We start from the raw sequence: 16,409 nt of genomic DNA on the forward strand, positions 1-16,409 counted from the left end.
CGTAAATTATTTCAATTATTTCATCAAACAGATTATTAATTTAATTGTTATTTTCATAAATTAATCAAACAATTAACAAAGCTTCTACAAGAAATTATAGTTATCCTAGTTCCATTGTATTCAGATCCAATCAATTTTTCCACAGTGGAGAGGTTTATTTCGACCGTGTCATTCTACATGACATCAGGAGTAAATCTGAAGATGAGCTGGAATCCAATGGATATGTGATAGACAGCTTAGAATCAAGCCTATGTTACTTTTTTTGGGAAAGAAAAATTATAGAGGCACTCTGTTTTAGGGATTATTAATCTTTGAGGAGAGACAGATACTGGAGCCCCCCAAGGGCTGGCTCACAGTTATATATTTTATTATGGTAAAAAATCCATTCCGGAAGCTTGGTTGTCACATCCAGCCCACTATGAAGATAGTAATACCTTAACAGAAGCTATATTTGCTAGCAAGGATCAATTCGAAAAAGGCTGTCCTTTACCTGTTTCAATATATGCTTCTAAACTTTTCACAAATTGTCGCCATCCATCTGTACAAATATCATAGCATTCGATTTCAGGGGATAAGCCAATATGTTCAAGTTGCAACACAATCCCGTTTTCTTTTTCAGTGATGTCCCAAACGATCGTTGTGCCAATCCATTCTTTTTGATTTTTCAATCCAGGAAGGGCTATCAATGAATCTTTGACATGCCAAACAACTTTTGCATTTTCATATAAGTCTTCCACTTGCATTACTTTGTAAATAAGATCGCCAAAGCGAATTGTAAATCTATCGTCCTTCTTATTGGAAGAGCCCTCAAACATGGTTGTCCACCAAAATGGTATTTCATCGGTTAGTGCTTTAAAAACCCGATCCTTTGTTACACCCAACTGGATAGTTTGACTATAATTTTCCATTGTCAATTTTTATTTTTTGAATATTAAACACGGCCTCGATTTTCCGTTATTATTAACGAATTTATAGATAGATTTTCCAATCGACCTTAGCATAAGACAAGTTTTTCTTTAGTGTCAGGATAGTACATGACGCTTATATAAAATTTATTGCGGATAATAGCTATATTACTTTTATACTCCAAGCAACACGTTACTAATCAAATATAAAACCATCTATGAAGACTATGCTTCAAAAATTAGGAATATTAGGATTTCTGATCGTACTAAATCTCTCCACTTTCGCTCAAAAACTAGAGGTAATTGACCTAAAGGTAGAACATCTGAGCAATCCATTGGCCGTTGAAACTGAGATTCCGAGATTGAGCTGGAAAATAACCTCTACGGAGAAAAACACACAACAAGCCGAATATGAAATCCGAGTGGGAACAGACAAAGTTTTCTTAAATAAAGATAAAGATCTAGTTTGGAAACATCGTTCTTCCACAGATCAATCTGTGTTAATTGACTACGCGGGATCTCCCCTTCAGTCAAAGAAAAAATATTTTTGGCAAGTCCGGGTAAAAGACAATCATGGCAATACATCTGCCTGGTCCACAATTGGATTCTTTCAAATGGGAATCTCAGCCTCAGATTGGTCTGCACAATGGATCACTGTCTCAGGAAAGGACACTTCGTCCCGAAGTCCACTTTTCAGAAAAGAATTCAGCCTGAAAAAAAAGATAAAATCAGCGATGGCCTATATTACGGCAAAAGGCCTATACGAAGCCAAGCTTAATGGCGCTCGTATAAGTGACACATATTTTGCTCCGGGATGGACCAGCTACAAGAACCAGTTGCAATACCAAGTTTACGATGTTACAGCATTGCTTAGGGTCGGTTCGAATGTGCTGGGCGCAAGTCTTGGCAATGGCTGGTATAAAGGCCGTATTGGATTTGGAAATCAGCATAATTTCTATGGCGATACACGGGGACTGCTTTTGCAACTTGAGGTCGAATATACCGACGGCACAAAGGAAACAATAAATACGGATGAGAACTGGAAGTATACTTATGGGCCTATTATGGCGTCGGATATCTATGATGGAGAGATTTACGATGCTAGAATGGAGATTACTGGATGGGATAATATTGATTTTAAAGAAGATATCAACTGGAAGAATGTAAATGTGATGAACAAAGGAACGGAAAAGCTTATCGCGATGAGCGGTCCTCCTGTTAGGAAACATGAGCAGTTTAAAGCTCTCAGCATTTTTAAAACCCCAAAAGGGGAAACTGTGGTAGATTTTGGGCAAAATTTGGTGGGATGGGTGATTTTGAAGGCACAGGGCCCTACTGGAACAAAGATTACACTAAGTCATGCTGAAGTACTTACTAAAGAAGGTAATTTTTATACAACAAATCTACGATCTGCCAAAGCTCAGGACAGCTATATTTTAAAAGGCGGGGCCGAACAAGTCTTTGAACCACATTTTACTTTTCAGGGTTTTAGGTATGTAAAAGTTGAGGGCTATCCCGGAGAATTAAAATCCGATGATTTAACGGCCGTGGCTCTCTATTCTGATATGGCGACAACGGGTAAATTTACGACTTCCAACCCCCTAATCAACCAATTGCAGCACAATATTCAATGGGGACAAAAAGGAAATTTCGTAGATGTACCTACCGACTGTCCACAACGCGACGAACGCTTAGGTTGGACAGGCGATGCACAAGCTTTCGCGAATACCGCGGCTTACAACATGGATGTAGCAGGATTCTTTACAAAATGGCTAAAGGATGTCAAAGCTGACCAACAACCCAGCGGACTCATTCCTCATGTCGTACCAAATGTACTCGGGATCAATGATGGTGCGTCAGCGGGTTGGGCCGATGTAGCCACAATTATTCCTTGGGATATGTACCGCGCTTATGGAGATCGCAGAATATTAGAAACACAATACGAGAGTATGCAAAAATGGGTGGGTTATATTACTTCTGTTGCGAAAAATAATCTCTGGAATTCAGGTTTTCATTTTGGGGATTGGCTTTTTTACCGTCCGAATGATGATAATGATGGAAGAGCCGCTGTAACCGATAAATATCTAATCGCACAGACTTTTTATGCTCACTCGACGCAACTACTGATTAATGCAGCGGAGGTCTTAGGCAAAAAAGAAGACGTTGCCAAATACACGGCATTACTTTCTAACATCAAAGCAGCCTTTGCAAAGGAGTATATGACTCCAACAGGTCGCCTCGTATCTGGTACACAGACTGCTTATGTACTGGCACTGCAATTTGATATGTTGCCTGAAGAGCTACGATCTGCTTGTGCTGACCGCCTTGTTGCCAACATCCGGGATTATGGCAACCACCTCACGACAGGTTTCTTGGGTACCCCTTATATATGCCATGTCTTGACTCGATTTGGACATAATGACGTTGCATACGATCTATTGATGCAAGAGAGTTATCCCTCGTGGCTCTACCCCGTGAAAATGGGCGCTACCACCATCTGGGAAAGATGGGATGGAATTAAACCTGATGGATCTTTTCAAACTCCAGACATGAATTCCTATAACCATTACGCCTATGGCGCCATTGGTGACTGGATGTATCGAACAATAGCTGGAATTAACTCGGCAGCAGATGCTCCGGGTTATAAATCTATCGTTATTGCTCCAAAACCGGGAGGTAAACTAACACAGGCATCTGCAGAACTTGAAACGGTGTACGGTACGGTAAAATCGGCCTGGGTCTTAGAGAATAATCTATTGAAACTAGATGTCACCGTCCCGGCAAATACACGGGCAAAAATTGTACTCGTTGATTCCAGCCACGAGATAGGTTCGGGTACTTATCATTTTGAAAGAAGTGTCAAATAAGCATAAAAGCCACGTCTCACGACGTGGCCTTAAACTAAACATATGAAACAATTGTATTTTCTGTATATCGCTGATCATAGCGCAAAATATACTCTTTCGGTGTGCAACCGATAATCTGTTTAAATACGCGGTTAAAATTTGTAATGCTATTGAAGCCACAGTTATAAGCGATAAATGAGATATTTTCCAAATGTAAATGATCTTTTCCCAATTGACTGCAAACCTCATTAATTCGTATCCGGTTTAGATAACCAACTAAGGTGATTCCACAGTGTTTTTTGAAATAACGGCAGAATGCCTGTGGCGACAAGTGTGCACGCTCTGCGACACTTTCTAAAGTAAGCCCATGTTTAAAATGTGTATTGATATAATGACAAACCTTTTCAATTCGGTTATTTTTTCCAATCGAACAGACGGCAGCCTCCATAGGTTCAGGACGGAGTGAATCTGTTTTCTTTGAAATTTGAGATAGTGTTCTTAACAAATAAAAGAAATGCATCATTTTATCTATCTTTTCGGATTGTTTTAACAACATAATACGCTTAGATACCACTTCGAAATCCATCTTAGGAATCTTAAACCCCCTGGAATCCTGTTTTAAAAATTGCTCCAATGGTTCAAATTCGCCCAACATAAAGAGCTGTTTTAATCTCCCAGCAGGATCAAAAAATATGGAAATCGAACGTGCCGCATCGCCCGCCTTATCTTCGGAAACAGATTTAAATACATGCGCCTGGTTCGCGCCAATGAAGAAGATATCGTTTTCTTTAAAGCTATGCAAGGTTTCATCCACGAGTAATACACCTCTTCCCTTTGTAATCCACATCAGTTGCGCTTCTTGATGACGATGCAAATGCGGATAGAAAGATTCCGATATATCCTCTTGAACAGTTATACTCTGTCCTTGTATCACAGGGATATTAAACTGTAGTGTTTTCATAGTGCGTCGGTATTTAGGTTACTCAACATTGGTTTACTAAATATAAATAACAAACACAACATATTTATTATACGTCAATCTGACATCAAATAAAATATCAAAATTTGCTCATTATTGGATAATTTTTGCACTTTGATCATTTGGATCTATTAAAAACAAGGAGAGCCCCACTTTGGCCCCCCTAATCGTTATTGTGTTATACGCGTTACTGCTGGCAGTTTCACCTGAACCTCATAAGTACCTTCCATCAATAGTTGGAATCCAAATACTGGGTTAACATTATTAGCACTCAAACCATCTATCTGTGCGTACTTCATTGGGATGCGATAATAATTGAGAAATCCCCAATCTGTTCCATCTTTTCCAATTAATTTAGCCAATGGAAAGGGTGCAACTTCAAAATCACAGATCATTGAATTATCTGTAACCTGTACGGGATTAAACTTCACATGAGATTCAAACATCGGACGATCCCCTCTTTTGATCACTTCTCCATTTTTAGGATTGAATGCATTTCCATTTTTATCGACGATCTTTAGAATAACACGAGCGCCATCATTTGAAATTTTTGTACAAGTCACCTTTGGAGCCGTGATCCCAGTAAAAACTTCAGTAGCACTTGATCCTGTCGCCGCCTGATAAGTTACTTTAAACATATCATCAATCGTGGGCTCTACAATCTCAATGGTTGCCAATTTCGGGAATACCCGTTCCCCTCTTGGATTGGTCATTTTGACATCAAAATTAAAACGCCCTAGCGGTAGGTTGGCAGAAGCTCGATTAAAAACCAGCTGTCCACTGACGGTATTGAATTCCATCGGAGCCTTTTTTACTGTTTCTCTCTTTTTATTGAGAAGTTCGACCGTGGTATCTGTCTCGGCATTGAACACTAAACCAGGCTTAAAGGTTAGAATGTCAAATTCTTTAAAAAAGACATCCGGTGCGGGCTGACCTGTTGCTTCATCCTTTAAGTTTAACAGTTCGAATGTATAGGGCGGAGTGGAGCCATCTGTATTGATACGGTCAGACATCGTAAGCGACATCCCACGTTTACAAAAGATAGTATTGTCTTTATAACGGATACCTTCACTCAAAAAGCCGTTTTCAATTTTTTTGCACCCAGAAGTCAGTGTAAAAACAAAAACTAGGCTATATAAAATTTTTAAATTCGTTTTCATATCTGTTTTTTAGTCAGCCATTTTTCCGGCGTTAAAAAATAAACGATGTGTGTTTTGCAATACATGCAATACACCTGTCGTCGTAATAATTCCTGAGGTTTGACAATCATAGGATTTATCGAGCTGATCTTTGGGAATCGCATTATAATCTGGTTCTTCAGCATCAAGAGTCCCGATAACCTTTGTAAAATTGAGATAGTCTACATAATCCAAATAATCGCTGTAATCACGTGTTCTGCGCAACTTAATATTGAACCTGACATTTGGGATCGCGCCAAGCTTGCTCACAAAATATTTATTATCCGGGCTGAGATTCTCTCTTGTAATCTTTCCATCGAATAGATAAATCATCATCGAATCGCGTAATTCCTTGACTGGGATGTTATTTATCCCGAACTGAATATTTTCGTTTCCTACTTCAATGATCTTTTGTTGTTTTTTGGCGGCTACATAATCCCGTACACCATAATCACTCGTTGCAAAAAAAGTGACATCCGAATTGACAATATCTTTAATACCAGCGCGATCTATAATCTTAACCAATGAATCAAAGCTACCGTGCTGCTTTAAAAAATCATAGGTTGTCTGATTCACGTGGGCATCGCTCTTTCCTCCATCTACTTTGTAATTATCTTTCTTACAAGCAAAAAGAAAGATCAATAACGACGCAAACAATCCTGTTATCTTTTTCATAATTCTTCTAGTTAGTGCTTACACCTTTCCTCTCCAGTAAGAGGTCTGTGTCAACTTGTTATTATTTTTGAATAGGGCTGGATTAATCGGCCAATAGAATCCTTCCTGACGAAAACGGGATTCTGAAAGCCATGGAACAAAATTGCTGTATTGCCTTGTTCGCAATAGATCATAAAAAATATGCCCTTCGAGATAAAGTTCCTTACCTCTTTCAATAATATATTCGTACATGACATCGTCTTTACTCGAAGCATTATCCACGAATGCAGATTCATCGGCACCATTCCTTTTTCTAAATTCATTGATGATATCTATCGCTTTGGAGACTTGATTTCTATAGAGTGCAATTTCGGCTTTCAACAAGCGCATATCCGCTAACCTAAAGACAATCAAATTATTGCTAACATAAGGATCTTGCTTTTGCGAGGGATTACGGTAGACAACATTTTGATATTTTATGCAAGTAGCTTTATCGCTGTTTAAATCTGTAAAATTACGTCGACAGCGAATATCGCTATCGTCAAAGACCTGTGAAGGCATCGCTTTCCACTCCCACTGCTGCAAACTTGTATTCCAATACCAATCCCAAACTTGGTCTATTTTATAAAAATGATTTGTCAGATAATCTGCATTGACATAACACCTCGAATTTGTTCCAGTAGTTGCCAGCTGCGCTGTTCTCAAAAACATATTGGCAATATGTTGGTTGGTTCCTTCACGCGTATTTTCACTCATTGCAATTTCAAAAATACCTTCACTCGAAAGTCCTTCGAAAGTCTTGTAATAATTAGATGTATCGGTCAATGAATACATACCATTATTTAATATTTCATCGATGGCTTTATCTGCTTTGTCTACTGTTTCGAGATCCGGTTGGTTTGAATTGACATCGCTCATTGTTGCCTTCCAAAGGTAAAAATGTGCTAACAATGCATTCACCGCGCCTTTATTGGCTGTAACTTTCGCATTCCCAACAAGTGAATATTGCCAGGGTAGCAGTTCATGTGCCAATAGTGCGTCCTTCTCAATCTGCGCCATAACTTCTTTTTTGGTACTTCGTGCTAATTCCGGAGCAGAAATAGGGTCGTCATATTCTTCCATTACCAAAGGCACATCTCCCCACACACGTAGCATCATAAAATAAGTGAACGCCCGTAAGAAATAAGCCTCTCCGAGCATCTCATTTTTGAATTTCGTCGGATTGGTCACATCGGTCAGCAAGTCGTCCGCTACCTTAGGAACTCGATTAATAATGATATTGCTCATCGTAATCGCTTTATAATACTTGGTCCAGTCTCCGAAGTTTTCTACGTTGTATTGAAATGTGAAATCTCCGTCTTGAATTCCTTCCAGACCATCGCCATTATACTGGATTGTAAAATAATTCTTGGCAATTGCATCGCCATACATAAAGTATCGAGGACTCGGATTCCAGTTACCTGAATTCATCACATCCCGCACCAAGGCATAGTTGCCGGCCATAGCACTTCTCAAATCCCCGGAGCTTTTCCAATATGCGCCCGAGAAGGTCGAATTGACAGGTTCTTCAACCAAAAACTTTTTACATGACCCTAGCAAGAAAACCAGCATCAGTAGCACAGCTAGTCTATAGTTTAAAAAAAATCTTTTCATCGTCTTAAAAAGTTAGTTCAAATCCTAATGTATATTTTCTTGGAATAGGATAACCTCCACCGTTATACTCTCCATATGGGTTTACAGCCTCTGCATCAGGCAATTTTTTTGATTTTTGCCAACGGGCAACATTATCAACTATACCAAAGAATCTCACTTTAGAAATACTCCATTTCTTGCTGATGCGTTCAGGGAGGTTGTAAGAAAAAATAAGGTTCTTGAAACGCATATAGGAACCATTTTCCAAAAAGAAAGTCTGTGCAGAGGTATAGTAGTAGCGATAGGTACCGATATCATATTTGGCATATTCGGCTTTATCACCTGGCTGTCTCCAAATATTCAGTTTATCTAAATCCCGTATCGAATAGTAAGTGAAATTTGATACCGCATCTCCAGAAGTGGAATTATTAAATTGATCTGATTCAAAAAGATTTAGTACATCTCTTCCAAAACCATAGGTAAAAAATAAAGTAAGCGAAAAGTCTTTATAATTAAACACGTTGTTCCAGCCACCGGTCCACTTAAAATTGGGGTCCCCAATTGCCCTTTTATCTGGATTAATACCACTATTAAATACATCTACAAAATAATCGCCATCTATATCTTCAAAATAAAAATCTCCGGGATTGAATGTTCCATTGGAATTGCGATATCGTTCGCCTGTATAGGGATTAACAGGAATATCATCCAGGGTAGAGAAAACCCCCAAAGTCTTATAGAGATAAAATGCATTGATCGGGCTCCCCACCGAGAGGATATGTGATTTATCAAATCGATCGCCATCCATGACCATATCACGGCCACCATTTGGCAGGTTCATGATCCGATTCTTAACATAGGAAATATTTAGATTAGACCGCCAGCTGAGTGCTGAACTACGTGGGAGCACATCAGCCGACAATTGGATATCGACACCTGAATTGCGGATTCCCACCGAATTTGTTTTAGCGTAATCATATCCGGACGTTACTGGAAGCATCACATCAAATAGCCCATCATAGTTTTCCTTATTGAATACATCGACCATGGCTGTAAAACGCCCCTTGTACAACTCCATATCGACACCTAAATTCCATTGCCTGTTGCGCTCCCAGCTGAGATTCTTTTGGGCAACGCCATTGTTAAAGTTTGGTGTAATAGCCACTTGGCCATTATAGGAAGTTGCTCCGGAATTACCCTGATACCCCCCATTATTGACATTATAGAGATTATACTGCAAATAGTTGCTTTTGGGGAGAGATCCGGTCAACCCGTAACTTCCTCTAATTTTAAGTAAGGTGAATGTAGGATTGTTTTTCAGAAAATTTTCTTCAGTTAAAATCCAGCCAACAGATGCCGATGGAAAATATCCCCATTTGTTGTTCTCTCCAAAGCGGGACGAACCATCAGCACGTACAGCACCTGAAAAAAGGTATTTACTATCAAAATCATAGGAAAAGCGACCGAGATAAGATAGCTGTGACCATTTTTGCAAATCGGAGTTGGCACCAATATTATTTTGCAGAAAACCGGTAACCACTTGGATTTGATCCGATACACCCTGGCTGCCCCATGCTGATACATTTTGCATTCTATTCTTTTCAGCTTCCTGGCCCAGTAATACATTGAGCGAGTGTTTTCCAAACTGTTTGACGTAGGTTAAAAAGTTCGATATCCTGACCTGGCTATTCTCATAAGAGTAAGCTGACGAGTAATTACCAGCCCCGCTCATCAAGGCAGATGGTCTATTGTAAACCCTGTTGGCCATATCTTTGATATAGGCAGATTGGGAGGTAAAAGTTAACCCAGGTGCAATATTGAAAATCAGATTTAGATTGGTATTCAGATTAGAAGATTCATTATTGTCAAGACTACTATCATAGGTACCCAAAAGATAAGCTTTTTTAGCATCTGAAAGATTAAAAAGTGACGATGGCATACTACCCGCACTCAATGCTATTGGGCTCACATCACTCCCGCTCCCCCGCGCTCGCTTATTATACGAATAGGCAACAATGGGATTGATCGTTAAACGCTCATTGATAGCCTTACTGGACAAATTGAGTCTTCCTGTATAGCGTTTAAACCCGGTTGCTTTAATGATCCCGGCCTCATCGTAATAATTCCCGCTAAAACGATATGAACTAATTGCCGATCCGCCGCTAACAGAAAGGTCTGCACTCTTTATCTTTCCTTTTTGGTAGAATAGATCCTGCCAATCTGTATTTCCATTGAATGCAGGGTTTAGTGAATCGGTAAGCATAAAGGGTAGATTTCTAAAATCGTTGGAAGAGAGTTGATTTTTTAGTATCCTCATCTTCTGCTCACGCTCGGTTCTTCCGAGTGTTACTTCACGTAGTTCGGGCCGTTGTGTTAGACCACCATATCCGGTTAGCATAAAACGGGGATCTCCATTACGTCCTTTTTTCGTCGTAATCATAATCACCCCATTTGCCGCTCTAGACCCATAAATTGCAGCAGCAGAAGCATCTCTGAGCACGTCCACAGATTCGATATCATTCGGATTTAGACCTGCCAGGTAGTTGGTTCCTGTTCCTGTATTCGGGCCCACAAATTGTTCTGTAGGCTGAGGAACTCCGTCAATAACATAGAGTGGATTACTAATGACATTGTAATAGTCGTCATTGGAGTAATTCAGACTAACTGCCGATGTACCACGAACAGCCAATGTTGGCGAAGAACCCGGAGCGCCAGAGAAATTCTGAACGTTGACGCCAGCTAATCTTCCCTGAAGCAACATATCAAAACTGGCAGCTGGAAGATTTTCGAGATCCTTACCCGAAATACTTGATATAGCTGCAGTAGCTTTTTTGCGGGAAGTACTTTGATAACCGATTACCACGGCCTCGTCAAGAATACTTAATGTTTCGACCAAGGTAAAGGTCATTTTACCGGTTGCAGGGATAGGCTGACGCGCGCGCTCGTATCCGATAAAACTCGTCTCCAAGACATCTCCAGATTTACCTGAAATCTTAAAATTCCCCTGATCATCGGTCTGTGTACTATTGGAAGTACTCGTGTTTCTTAAAGTTACTCCGGCTAATTGCTTACCATTCTTATCACGTACGGTACCCGTGATCTGCTGGCCTAGTGCAATTAGTGAAGTTAGAAACACAGATAAAAATAAAACTATCTTTTTCATTTGTGTTTGATTAGGTGCTCATACTTAGGTTATTCCAAATATAAGTGCCAAACACAGGTCTAATTTTCTTAATTATTACCTGTTTACAGCACTTTTTTAGCAAAAAACAAAACGGGGTGCCATTTAGTCTAGCAAGACTGTTACATTTTGATTGATGGCTTTTTTACACAATTTTATATCTTTAGCTTAAGAAAAAACCGATTTACATCGGTAAATCAATTATCGCCCCAGCTACTACAATGACGAAACTAAAATGCATCATCCTATCGTTGTTCTTCAATTGTTTTATGGCAGTTGGTCAGGATGCGATCAGAATAAATCACTTACCTTTCATTCAAGGATTGACAGAGCAATCTGTTTCCATTATTTGGACGACAGACAAACCTGCTACTGGCTGGGTTGAGCTGGCCCCAGATGACTCCAGTCACTTTTACTTTAAGGAAAGACCAAAATATTATGCGGCTGCCTATGGCTTCAAAAAGGTAGGCACCTTACATCAAGTTACATTGACCAATTTAAAACCTGGAACACGCTATAGATATCGTGTGTGTAGTCAGGAAGTTCTCAAACATGTTGGAGTCAATGTGCAATATGGAAAAGTAGTAGCCAGTGATGTCTATCAAAAGGCACCCCTATTTTTCCAAACCTTTGGCATGGCCAAATCTACCCATTTTACGGTAGTTAATGATATTCACGAACGCAATGAGGTTCTCGATAAGCTATTGGATATCGGCGGTCTAAAGACTAGTGACTTTGTGGTATTCAACGGTGATATGGTTAGTAACCTATTAAGTGAAACACAACTATATGAAGGGTTTATGGATACCGCCATTAAAAAGTTCGCCAGCGAAAAACCAATGTTTTATTCAAGAGGCAATCATGAAACACGTGGACCTTTTGCCATTGAATATCCCCAATATTTCCCAACACCAACAGGTAAACTATATTACCAATTTAGGCATGGAAATGCTGGTTTTATCATTTTAGATTGTGGTGAAGATAAACCCGATAGCGACATTGAATATAGCGGGATTGTAGATATGGATAACTATAGAAGCGAACAAGCGGCCTGGTTAGCTCAAGCTGTTGAAGATCCGTCATTTAAAGATGCCAAATATAAGATCGTAATTTGTCATATGCCCCCTTTTGGTGGTTGGCATGGGGAACAAGAGATTTTGGAGAAATTTGTTCCTATCCTCAACAAAGCAGGAACACAGATCATGCTATCAGGACATTTACATAGACACATAATCAAAAATGCGACAAATACGGTACAATTTCCGATCATTGTAAATTCCAACAATAATGTGCTTCGCGTAGATTTAGACCATGAAAAAGGAATCTTCAAAATTCTCGATCAGCAGGGGAAAACGGTGGACCAAGTGATCATTAAGCCGTTAAAATAAAACAGCAAATTTGCTCATGAATGAGGACTATACGGCCATACCCGTATGTTGTAAAACTACCGTATAGATAGTTTAACTCTATTCTTTATAATTCAGCAAATTATGGTAAATTAATCTAAATGAACACAATCTCAACTGAATATCTGATGACCTCAGAACTTGACAGGAACGAAAAAATTGCTATCATGGGATTATGGAATGAAGAATATCCCGCGGCTATGGCATATTCCAGCCTATCGACCTTTGAGGACTATTTGGAAAGCTTAGGCCAACCACAACACATCCTTGTCAAACAAAATCAACAAATTGTCGGTTGGTGTTCAAAATTTGATCGCGATGCAAAACGCTGGTTTGTTATTATACTTTCAAGTCTTTTACACAAAAAAAGAATAGGTTCCAATCTACTTGACAGATTGAAATCTGAAGAAACGGAGCTTAACGGCTGGGTGATAGACCATCACATGGAGAAAAAAAACAATAATTGCCAGTATAATTCACCACTAGGTTTCTATATGAAAAATGGTTTTGAACTCGAACCGAATCAACGTCTTGAGACTTTCAACCTATCGGCAGTAAAAATAAAATGGTCAAGAAAATAGCGCAGGAAATTTACCTGCACTTTCATATGCAAATGCTAACAGCAAATCGTGCTGCTGTCAATTTCTAACAAAAAAGCTTCGAAAGAGCCAAGAAAAACGACCCCATGTGCATCTATCAGGGGAAAGAGCATTAGCTACAGAGCCTTTGAACCTGAATAAATTTCGGAAATAATGAATGCAATATACCTTAAACCATGGTCAACTTAAAACCACTCTCTGTTGAAGATGTCTCACCATTTTATGAATGGCTCAATGACGATTTATCTATTAAATATTCCCTCTCTCTTTTTCAGTCACTCCAATCAAAGGATCATATAGACAATTGGTTTTTATCCGTTGTCAACGATTCTAAAAATTTTAATCGTGGAATTTTCCTAAACGATTCGAATAAACTGATTGGGTATGCAGGCATTTGTAATATTTCCAAACCAAACAGATCCGGAGAGTATTTTATCTTTATAGGGGATCGCCAAGAATGGGGGAAAGGGATAGGCTCTTTAGTTACCAAATTAATCCTAGATATAGGGTTTGGAAATCTAGGGCTCAATAGAATTATGCTTACGGTATCTGAACCGAATTATGCAGCGATAAAAGCATATGAAAACGCAGGATTTCAATTGGAAGGAAGAATGCGTAAAGCCTGTTTTAGGGATAATCAATTTCACGATAAGCTATTGATGTCAATTCTGGAAGATGAATGGCACGATAGAAGAAACCTAGGTATAAAATAAAATTAATCGCTACATACCCTCACACTACTTTGAATAAAATGTTTTTGGATACAACTTCTTAAAAGCGTTGTAGACCGCTTGATGTATTACAGTGGAATGCAATTCATCAGGTATGTAATCAAATACAAAATGAATTTTTTTATTGTTATTAAGTATATCAGATAACGCTATGGCCTCGTCATACATTCTCACATCTTCTTCTTTATTGGGCACACCAAGATAAACTTTTATATCTTTTTTCAAATTACCTTGTAGAAACTTCTCCGCTCTTTTCAATAATGACTCCTCGCCCCACCACAAACTTGGGCTTATAATAATATAGTCATCAAATAGTTCGGGTTGTTTTAATAGTATTTCTACGGAAAGAAGCCCAGCCAGTGATTCTCCTATTAAAGTCTGTTTTCCATTCGATTTATAATTGCCACTTATGTAAGGAATCAATTCCTTTTTCATGAAGGTTCTATATTTTTCGGAACCACCATACGAGGGAAAGCTAGCTTTCTGAAAACCTTCCTTTTCTATAAAATCTGTATTTTCAACAGGGAAGGTAAAATCTCTCCTACGTGTATTTCCACCTATTCCAACAACAATACTTTGAGGGAATCTATCGATCCAGGGTTGTGTACTGAAACGGACAATACCCGCAATATGAAAAAAATCTTCATCAACACCACCATCAAGAACATATACAATTGGATAGCGAACAGAATCATTGGGGTTATAATTGTCGGGAAGATAAATATTGATCATTCTGTCTTCACCCAAAACTTTTGAATGCAAAATCTCTGACCTCCCCATCAATAAAGGAGTACCATTTTGTGCCAAACAATCTGTATTAAAAATAAAGAAAATTAAAAGAATGAGCATTCTATTACCAATCATATCCGATATATTGCGCTTACTAACAATGTTTTTTTGAATAATCCTATATTGAAATCCTTGACTATTCGACATAATATCCCTAAGACCTGCCAACAGTTTTGTTCAACAAATTACCAGCACAATTTACAATGAAAATTAATATAATTGTTAGTTTTTTATTTTTTGAGCATAATTAAATGATTCTTTCACAACGATAACCCCACTCAAACATCTTTCTAACAATGCTGTTGGTCTCAATTTCCAATTGTGAAGATTCAATTCTTAGAATACGTTCTTCATCGTCAAGATCGAAGTTAATTTTATAAGAGGAAAACAGGCTGACAAGAGTTGCAACAATTCGCTGTGCATCCTTCATTCGATAAACATTGGTTTTAAATATTTCGACTCGTTTCATTAGATCTGATTAAGTTCAATTCAAGAAATACGGTGTTAATCCTATTCTATTTACTCATTCTAAACTACAATACAGCGCGTGCAACAGCTACAAAATTTAGATAAACACAGTAAAAAACTCGGTAAGTATGGTAAATTAAACGGTAAACACCAGGTTGCTATTTGATAACTGAATTATAACCGTTCATAAATCCCTGAATAAGTTCAGGCAGATTCAATAATAGAAATACGCAAATGACAATAGCAATAATGGCATAAAAAAACCACGACGAACTTTTCTTTTTCATAACAAGCTATTTAAGAATAATCAATTTAAAAATATAGGCTTTCACAAAGATGGAAATTGCGCTAGAGCGCTGCAAAACAGAACAGACACCCTAACATACCCTCTTGATTTTCAATATAACTCAATATACGAAATTAATCTATATAACAATAAAGTAATTTAAAAATTATATTTTTCAAAAAATAAAAACAGTTACTTCAAATAAGAAAGTTAATGTTACAAAATAGAATCTTTGTAATCCATGTATAGTTGAATCTTATCTTGTCGCATATTGTGTAGGATACTGGGCTTAATAGCGCGATTGATTGAAGATTTATACTCTATCATAGTATCTCCAATATTGGCCTGGGAATCTTTGGTTTTCACGTTGGTAGAGATGGTTATCAATCCTACTATAGTTAAAATTACCAATGAATTAAAGAAGTGTATCATAAATAAAGATTGAATAGTTTATCAATCCAATTTCAAAAAACAAACTTTAAAAAACCATAAGTTTTCGGTGAAAGAACAATTTCCATCGGTAAACAACAGACTTTTACCTATAAACCGATCAGCTCTTGCTATAAACAATTACACAAGAGAATTCCATACTAAATTTTCTAATCAGTCATATATTATTTTTTTTTAAACAGATTTTCAGAGGCTCTTGACCATACTAAAAAACAACGCGTTATAACCTACGCTAGGTTCGCGGTCCAATATTAAGTTTTCTTTAATTTTGATGCTTCCTATTTAGTCTGACTACTCAATTTCGT

General features: G+C 38.2%; 13 protein-coding genes. 4 read left to right on the plus strand and 9 right to left on the minus strand.

The genetic code is table 11. The features are described 5' to 3' along the window. Window positions 1-464 precede the first annotated feature (464 nt). Entirely contained in the window at window positions 465-908 is a 444-nt protein-coding gene (locus A9970_RS14050; protein WP_182982746.1) for an SRPBCC domain-containing protein, read from the minus strand. Window positions 909-1,132: 224 nt separating this feature from the next. Here A9970_RS14050 and A9970_RS14055 point away from each other — a divergent pair, with 224 nt between their 5' ends. Beyond that, the gene (locus A9970_RS14055) at window positions 1,133-3,772 is read left to right on the plus strand and encodes an alpha-L-rhamnosidase (protein ID WP_182982747.1); all 2,640 of its coding nucleotides are present in this window, start codon (window positions 1,133-1,135) and stop codon (window positions 3,770-3,772) included. A gap of 34 nt (window positions 3,773-3,806) precedes the next feature. On the opposite strand, the gene A9970_RS14060 is transcribed toward A9970_RS14055, so the two are convergent. The 5 genes from A9970_RS14060 to A9970_RS14080 form a co-directional block, all read right to left on the minus strand. After that, window positions 3,807-4,712, minus strand: a complete 906-nt coding sequence (locus A9970_RS14060) for an AraC family transcriptional regulator (RefSeq protein ID WP_182982748.1) — start codon at window positions 4,710-4,712, stop codon at window positions 3,807-3,809. A 188-nt stretch (window positions 4,713-4,900) separates the two neighbouring features. Further along, on the minus strand, window positions 4,901-5,890 hold the full coding sequence (locus A9970_RS14065) for a DUF5007 domain-containing protein (RefSeq protein ID WP_182982749.1): 990 nt from the start codon (window positions 5,888-5,890) through the stop codon (window positions 4,901-4,903). Window positions 5,891-5,899: 9 nt separating this feature from the next. Further along, window positions 5,900-6,583: a hypothetical protein gene (locus tag A9970_RS14070; RefSeq protein WP_075991384.1), complete on the minus strand. Its 684-nt coding sequence runs from the start codon at window positions 6,581-6,583 to the stop codon at window positions 5,900-5,902. Between the two features lie 18 nt (window positions 6,584-6,601). Next, window positions 6,602-8,215 (minus strand): RagB/SusD family nutrient uptake outer membrane protein, encoded by a 1,614-nt coding sequence (locus A9970_RS14075; protein WP_182982750.1) that lies wholly within the window; start codon window positions 8,213-8,215, stop codon window positions 6,602-6,604. 4 nt (window positions 8,216-8,219) lie between these two features. Further along, entirely contained in the window at window positions 8,220-11,357 is a 3,138-nt protein-coding gene (locus tag A9970_RS14080; RefSeq protein WP_182982751.1) for a SusC/RagA family TonB-linked outer membrane protein, read from the minus strand. A gap of 239 nt (window positions 11,358-11,596) precedes the next feature. On the opposite strand from A9970_RS14080, the gene A9970_RS14085 reads away from it, so the two are divergent. The 3 genes from A9970_RS14085 to A9970_RS14095 all read left to right on the plus strand — a co-directional run bounded on the left by A9970_RS14085 (window position 11,597) and on the right by A9970_RS14095 (window position 14,093). Beyond that, complete coding sequence (locus A9970_RS14085) at window positions 11,597-12,763, plus strand: FN3 domain-containing metallophosphoesterase family protein (RefSeq protein WP_182982752.1); 1,167 nt, start codon at window positions 11,597-11,599, stop codon at window positions 12,761-12,763. Between the two features lie 119 nt (window positions 12,764-12,882). Then, window positions 12,883-13,362 (plus strand): GNAT family N-acetyltransferase, encoded by a 480-nt coding sequence (locus A9970_RS14090; RefSeq protein WP_182982753.1) that lies wholly within the window; start codon window positions 12,883-12,885, stop codon window positions 13,360-13,362. 194 nt (window positions 13,363-13,556) lie between these two features. Further along, window positions 13,557-14,093: a GNAT family N-acetyltransferase gene (locus A9970_RS14095; protein ID WP_182982754.1), complete on the plus strand. Its 537-nt coding sequence runs from the start codon at window positions 13,557-13,559 to the stop codon at window positions 14,091-14,093. 24 nt (window positions 14,094-14,117) lie between these two features. Here the strand turns inward: A9970_RS14095 and A9970_RS14100 are convergent, their stop codons facing one another. The 3 genes from A9970_RS14100 to A9970_RS28695 all read right to left on the minus strand — a co-directional run bounded on the left by A9970_RS14100 (window position 14,118) and on the right by A9970_RS28695 (window position 15,655). Further along, window positions 14,118-14,975 (minus strand): alpha/beta hydrolase, encoded by an 858-nt coding sequence (locus A9970_RS14100; protein WP_182982755.1) that lies wholly within the window; start codon window positions 14,973-14,975, stop codon window positions 14,118-14,120. Window positions 14,976-15,147: 172 nt separating this feature from the next. Further along, entirely contained in the window at window positions 15,148-15,369 is a 222-nt protein-coding gene (locus A9970_RS14105; protein ID WP_075991379.1) for a methyltransferase type 11, read from the minus strand. A gap of 157 nt (window positions 15,370-15,526) precedes the next feature. Next, on the minus strand, window positions 15,527-15,655 hold the full coding sequence (locus A9970_RS28695; protein WP_256602545.1) for a hypothetical protein: 129 nt from the start codon (window positions 15,653-15,655) through the stop codon (window positions 15,527-15,529). Window positions 15,656-16,409: the final 754 nt, after the last annotated feature.

The sequence above is a fragment of the Sphingobacterium sp. UME9 genome (genome assembly GCF_014170215.1).
GTDB classification, from domain to species: Bacteria; Bacteroidota; Bacteroidia; order Sphingobacteriales; family Sphingobacteriaceae; genus Sphingobacterium; species Sphingobacterium paramultivorum.

Bases quoted from the DNA above. Each gene is read 5' to 3' on its own strand.
- A9970_RS14050 (WP_182982746.1), bottom strand. From the start codon at position 908: ATGGAAAATTATAGTCAAACTATCCAGTTGGGTGTAACAAAGGATCGG.
- A9970_RS14055 (WP_182982747.1), top strand. From the start codon at position 1,133: ATGCTTCAAAAATTAGGAATATTAGGATTTCTGATCGTACTAAATCTC.
- A9970_RS14060 (WP_182982748.1), bottom strand. From the start codon at position 4,712: ATGAAAACACTACAGTTTAATATCCCTGTGATACAAGGACAGAGTATA.
- A9970_RS14065 (WP_182982749.1), bottom strand. From the start codon at position 5,890: ATGAAAACGAATTTAAAAATTTTATATAGCCTAGTTTTTGTTTTTACA.
- A9970_RS14070 (WP_075991384.1), bottom strand. From the start codon at position 6,583: ATGAAAAAGATAACAGGATTGTTTGCGTCGTTATTGATCTTTCTTTTT.
- A9970_RS14075 (WP_182982750.1), bottom strand. From the start codon at position 8,215: ATGAAAAGATTTTTTTTAAACTATAGACTAGCTGTGCTACTGATGCTG.
- A9970_RS14080 (WP_182982751.1), bottom strand. From the start codon at position 11,357: ATGAAAAAGATAGTTTTATTTTTATCTGTGTTTCTAACTTCACTAATT.
- A9970_RS14085 (WP_182982752.1), top strand. From the start codon at position 11,597: ATGACGAAACTAAAATGCATCATCCTATCGTTGTTCTTCAATTGTTTT.
- A9970_RS14090 (WP_182982753.1), top strand. From the start codon at position 12,883: ATGAACACAATCTCAACTGAATATCTGATGACCTCAGAACTTGACAGG.
- A9970_RS14095 (WP_182982754.1), top strand. From the start codon at position 13,557: ATGGTCAACTTAAAACCACTCTCTGTTGAAGATGTCTCACCATTTTAT.
- A9970_RS14100 (WP_182982755.1), bottom strand. From the start codon at position 14,975: ATGATTGGTAATAGAATGCTCATTCTTTTAATTTTCTTTATTTTTAAT.
- A9970_RS14105 (WP_075991379.1), bottom strand. From the start codon at position 15,369: ATGAAACGAGTCGAAATATTTAAAACCAATGTTTATCGAATGAAGGAT.
- A9970_RS28695 (WP_256602545.1), bottom strand. From the start codon at position 15,655: ATGAAAAAGAAAAGTTCGTCGTGGTTTTTTTATGCCATTATTGCTATT.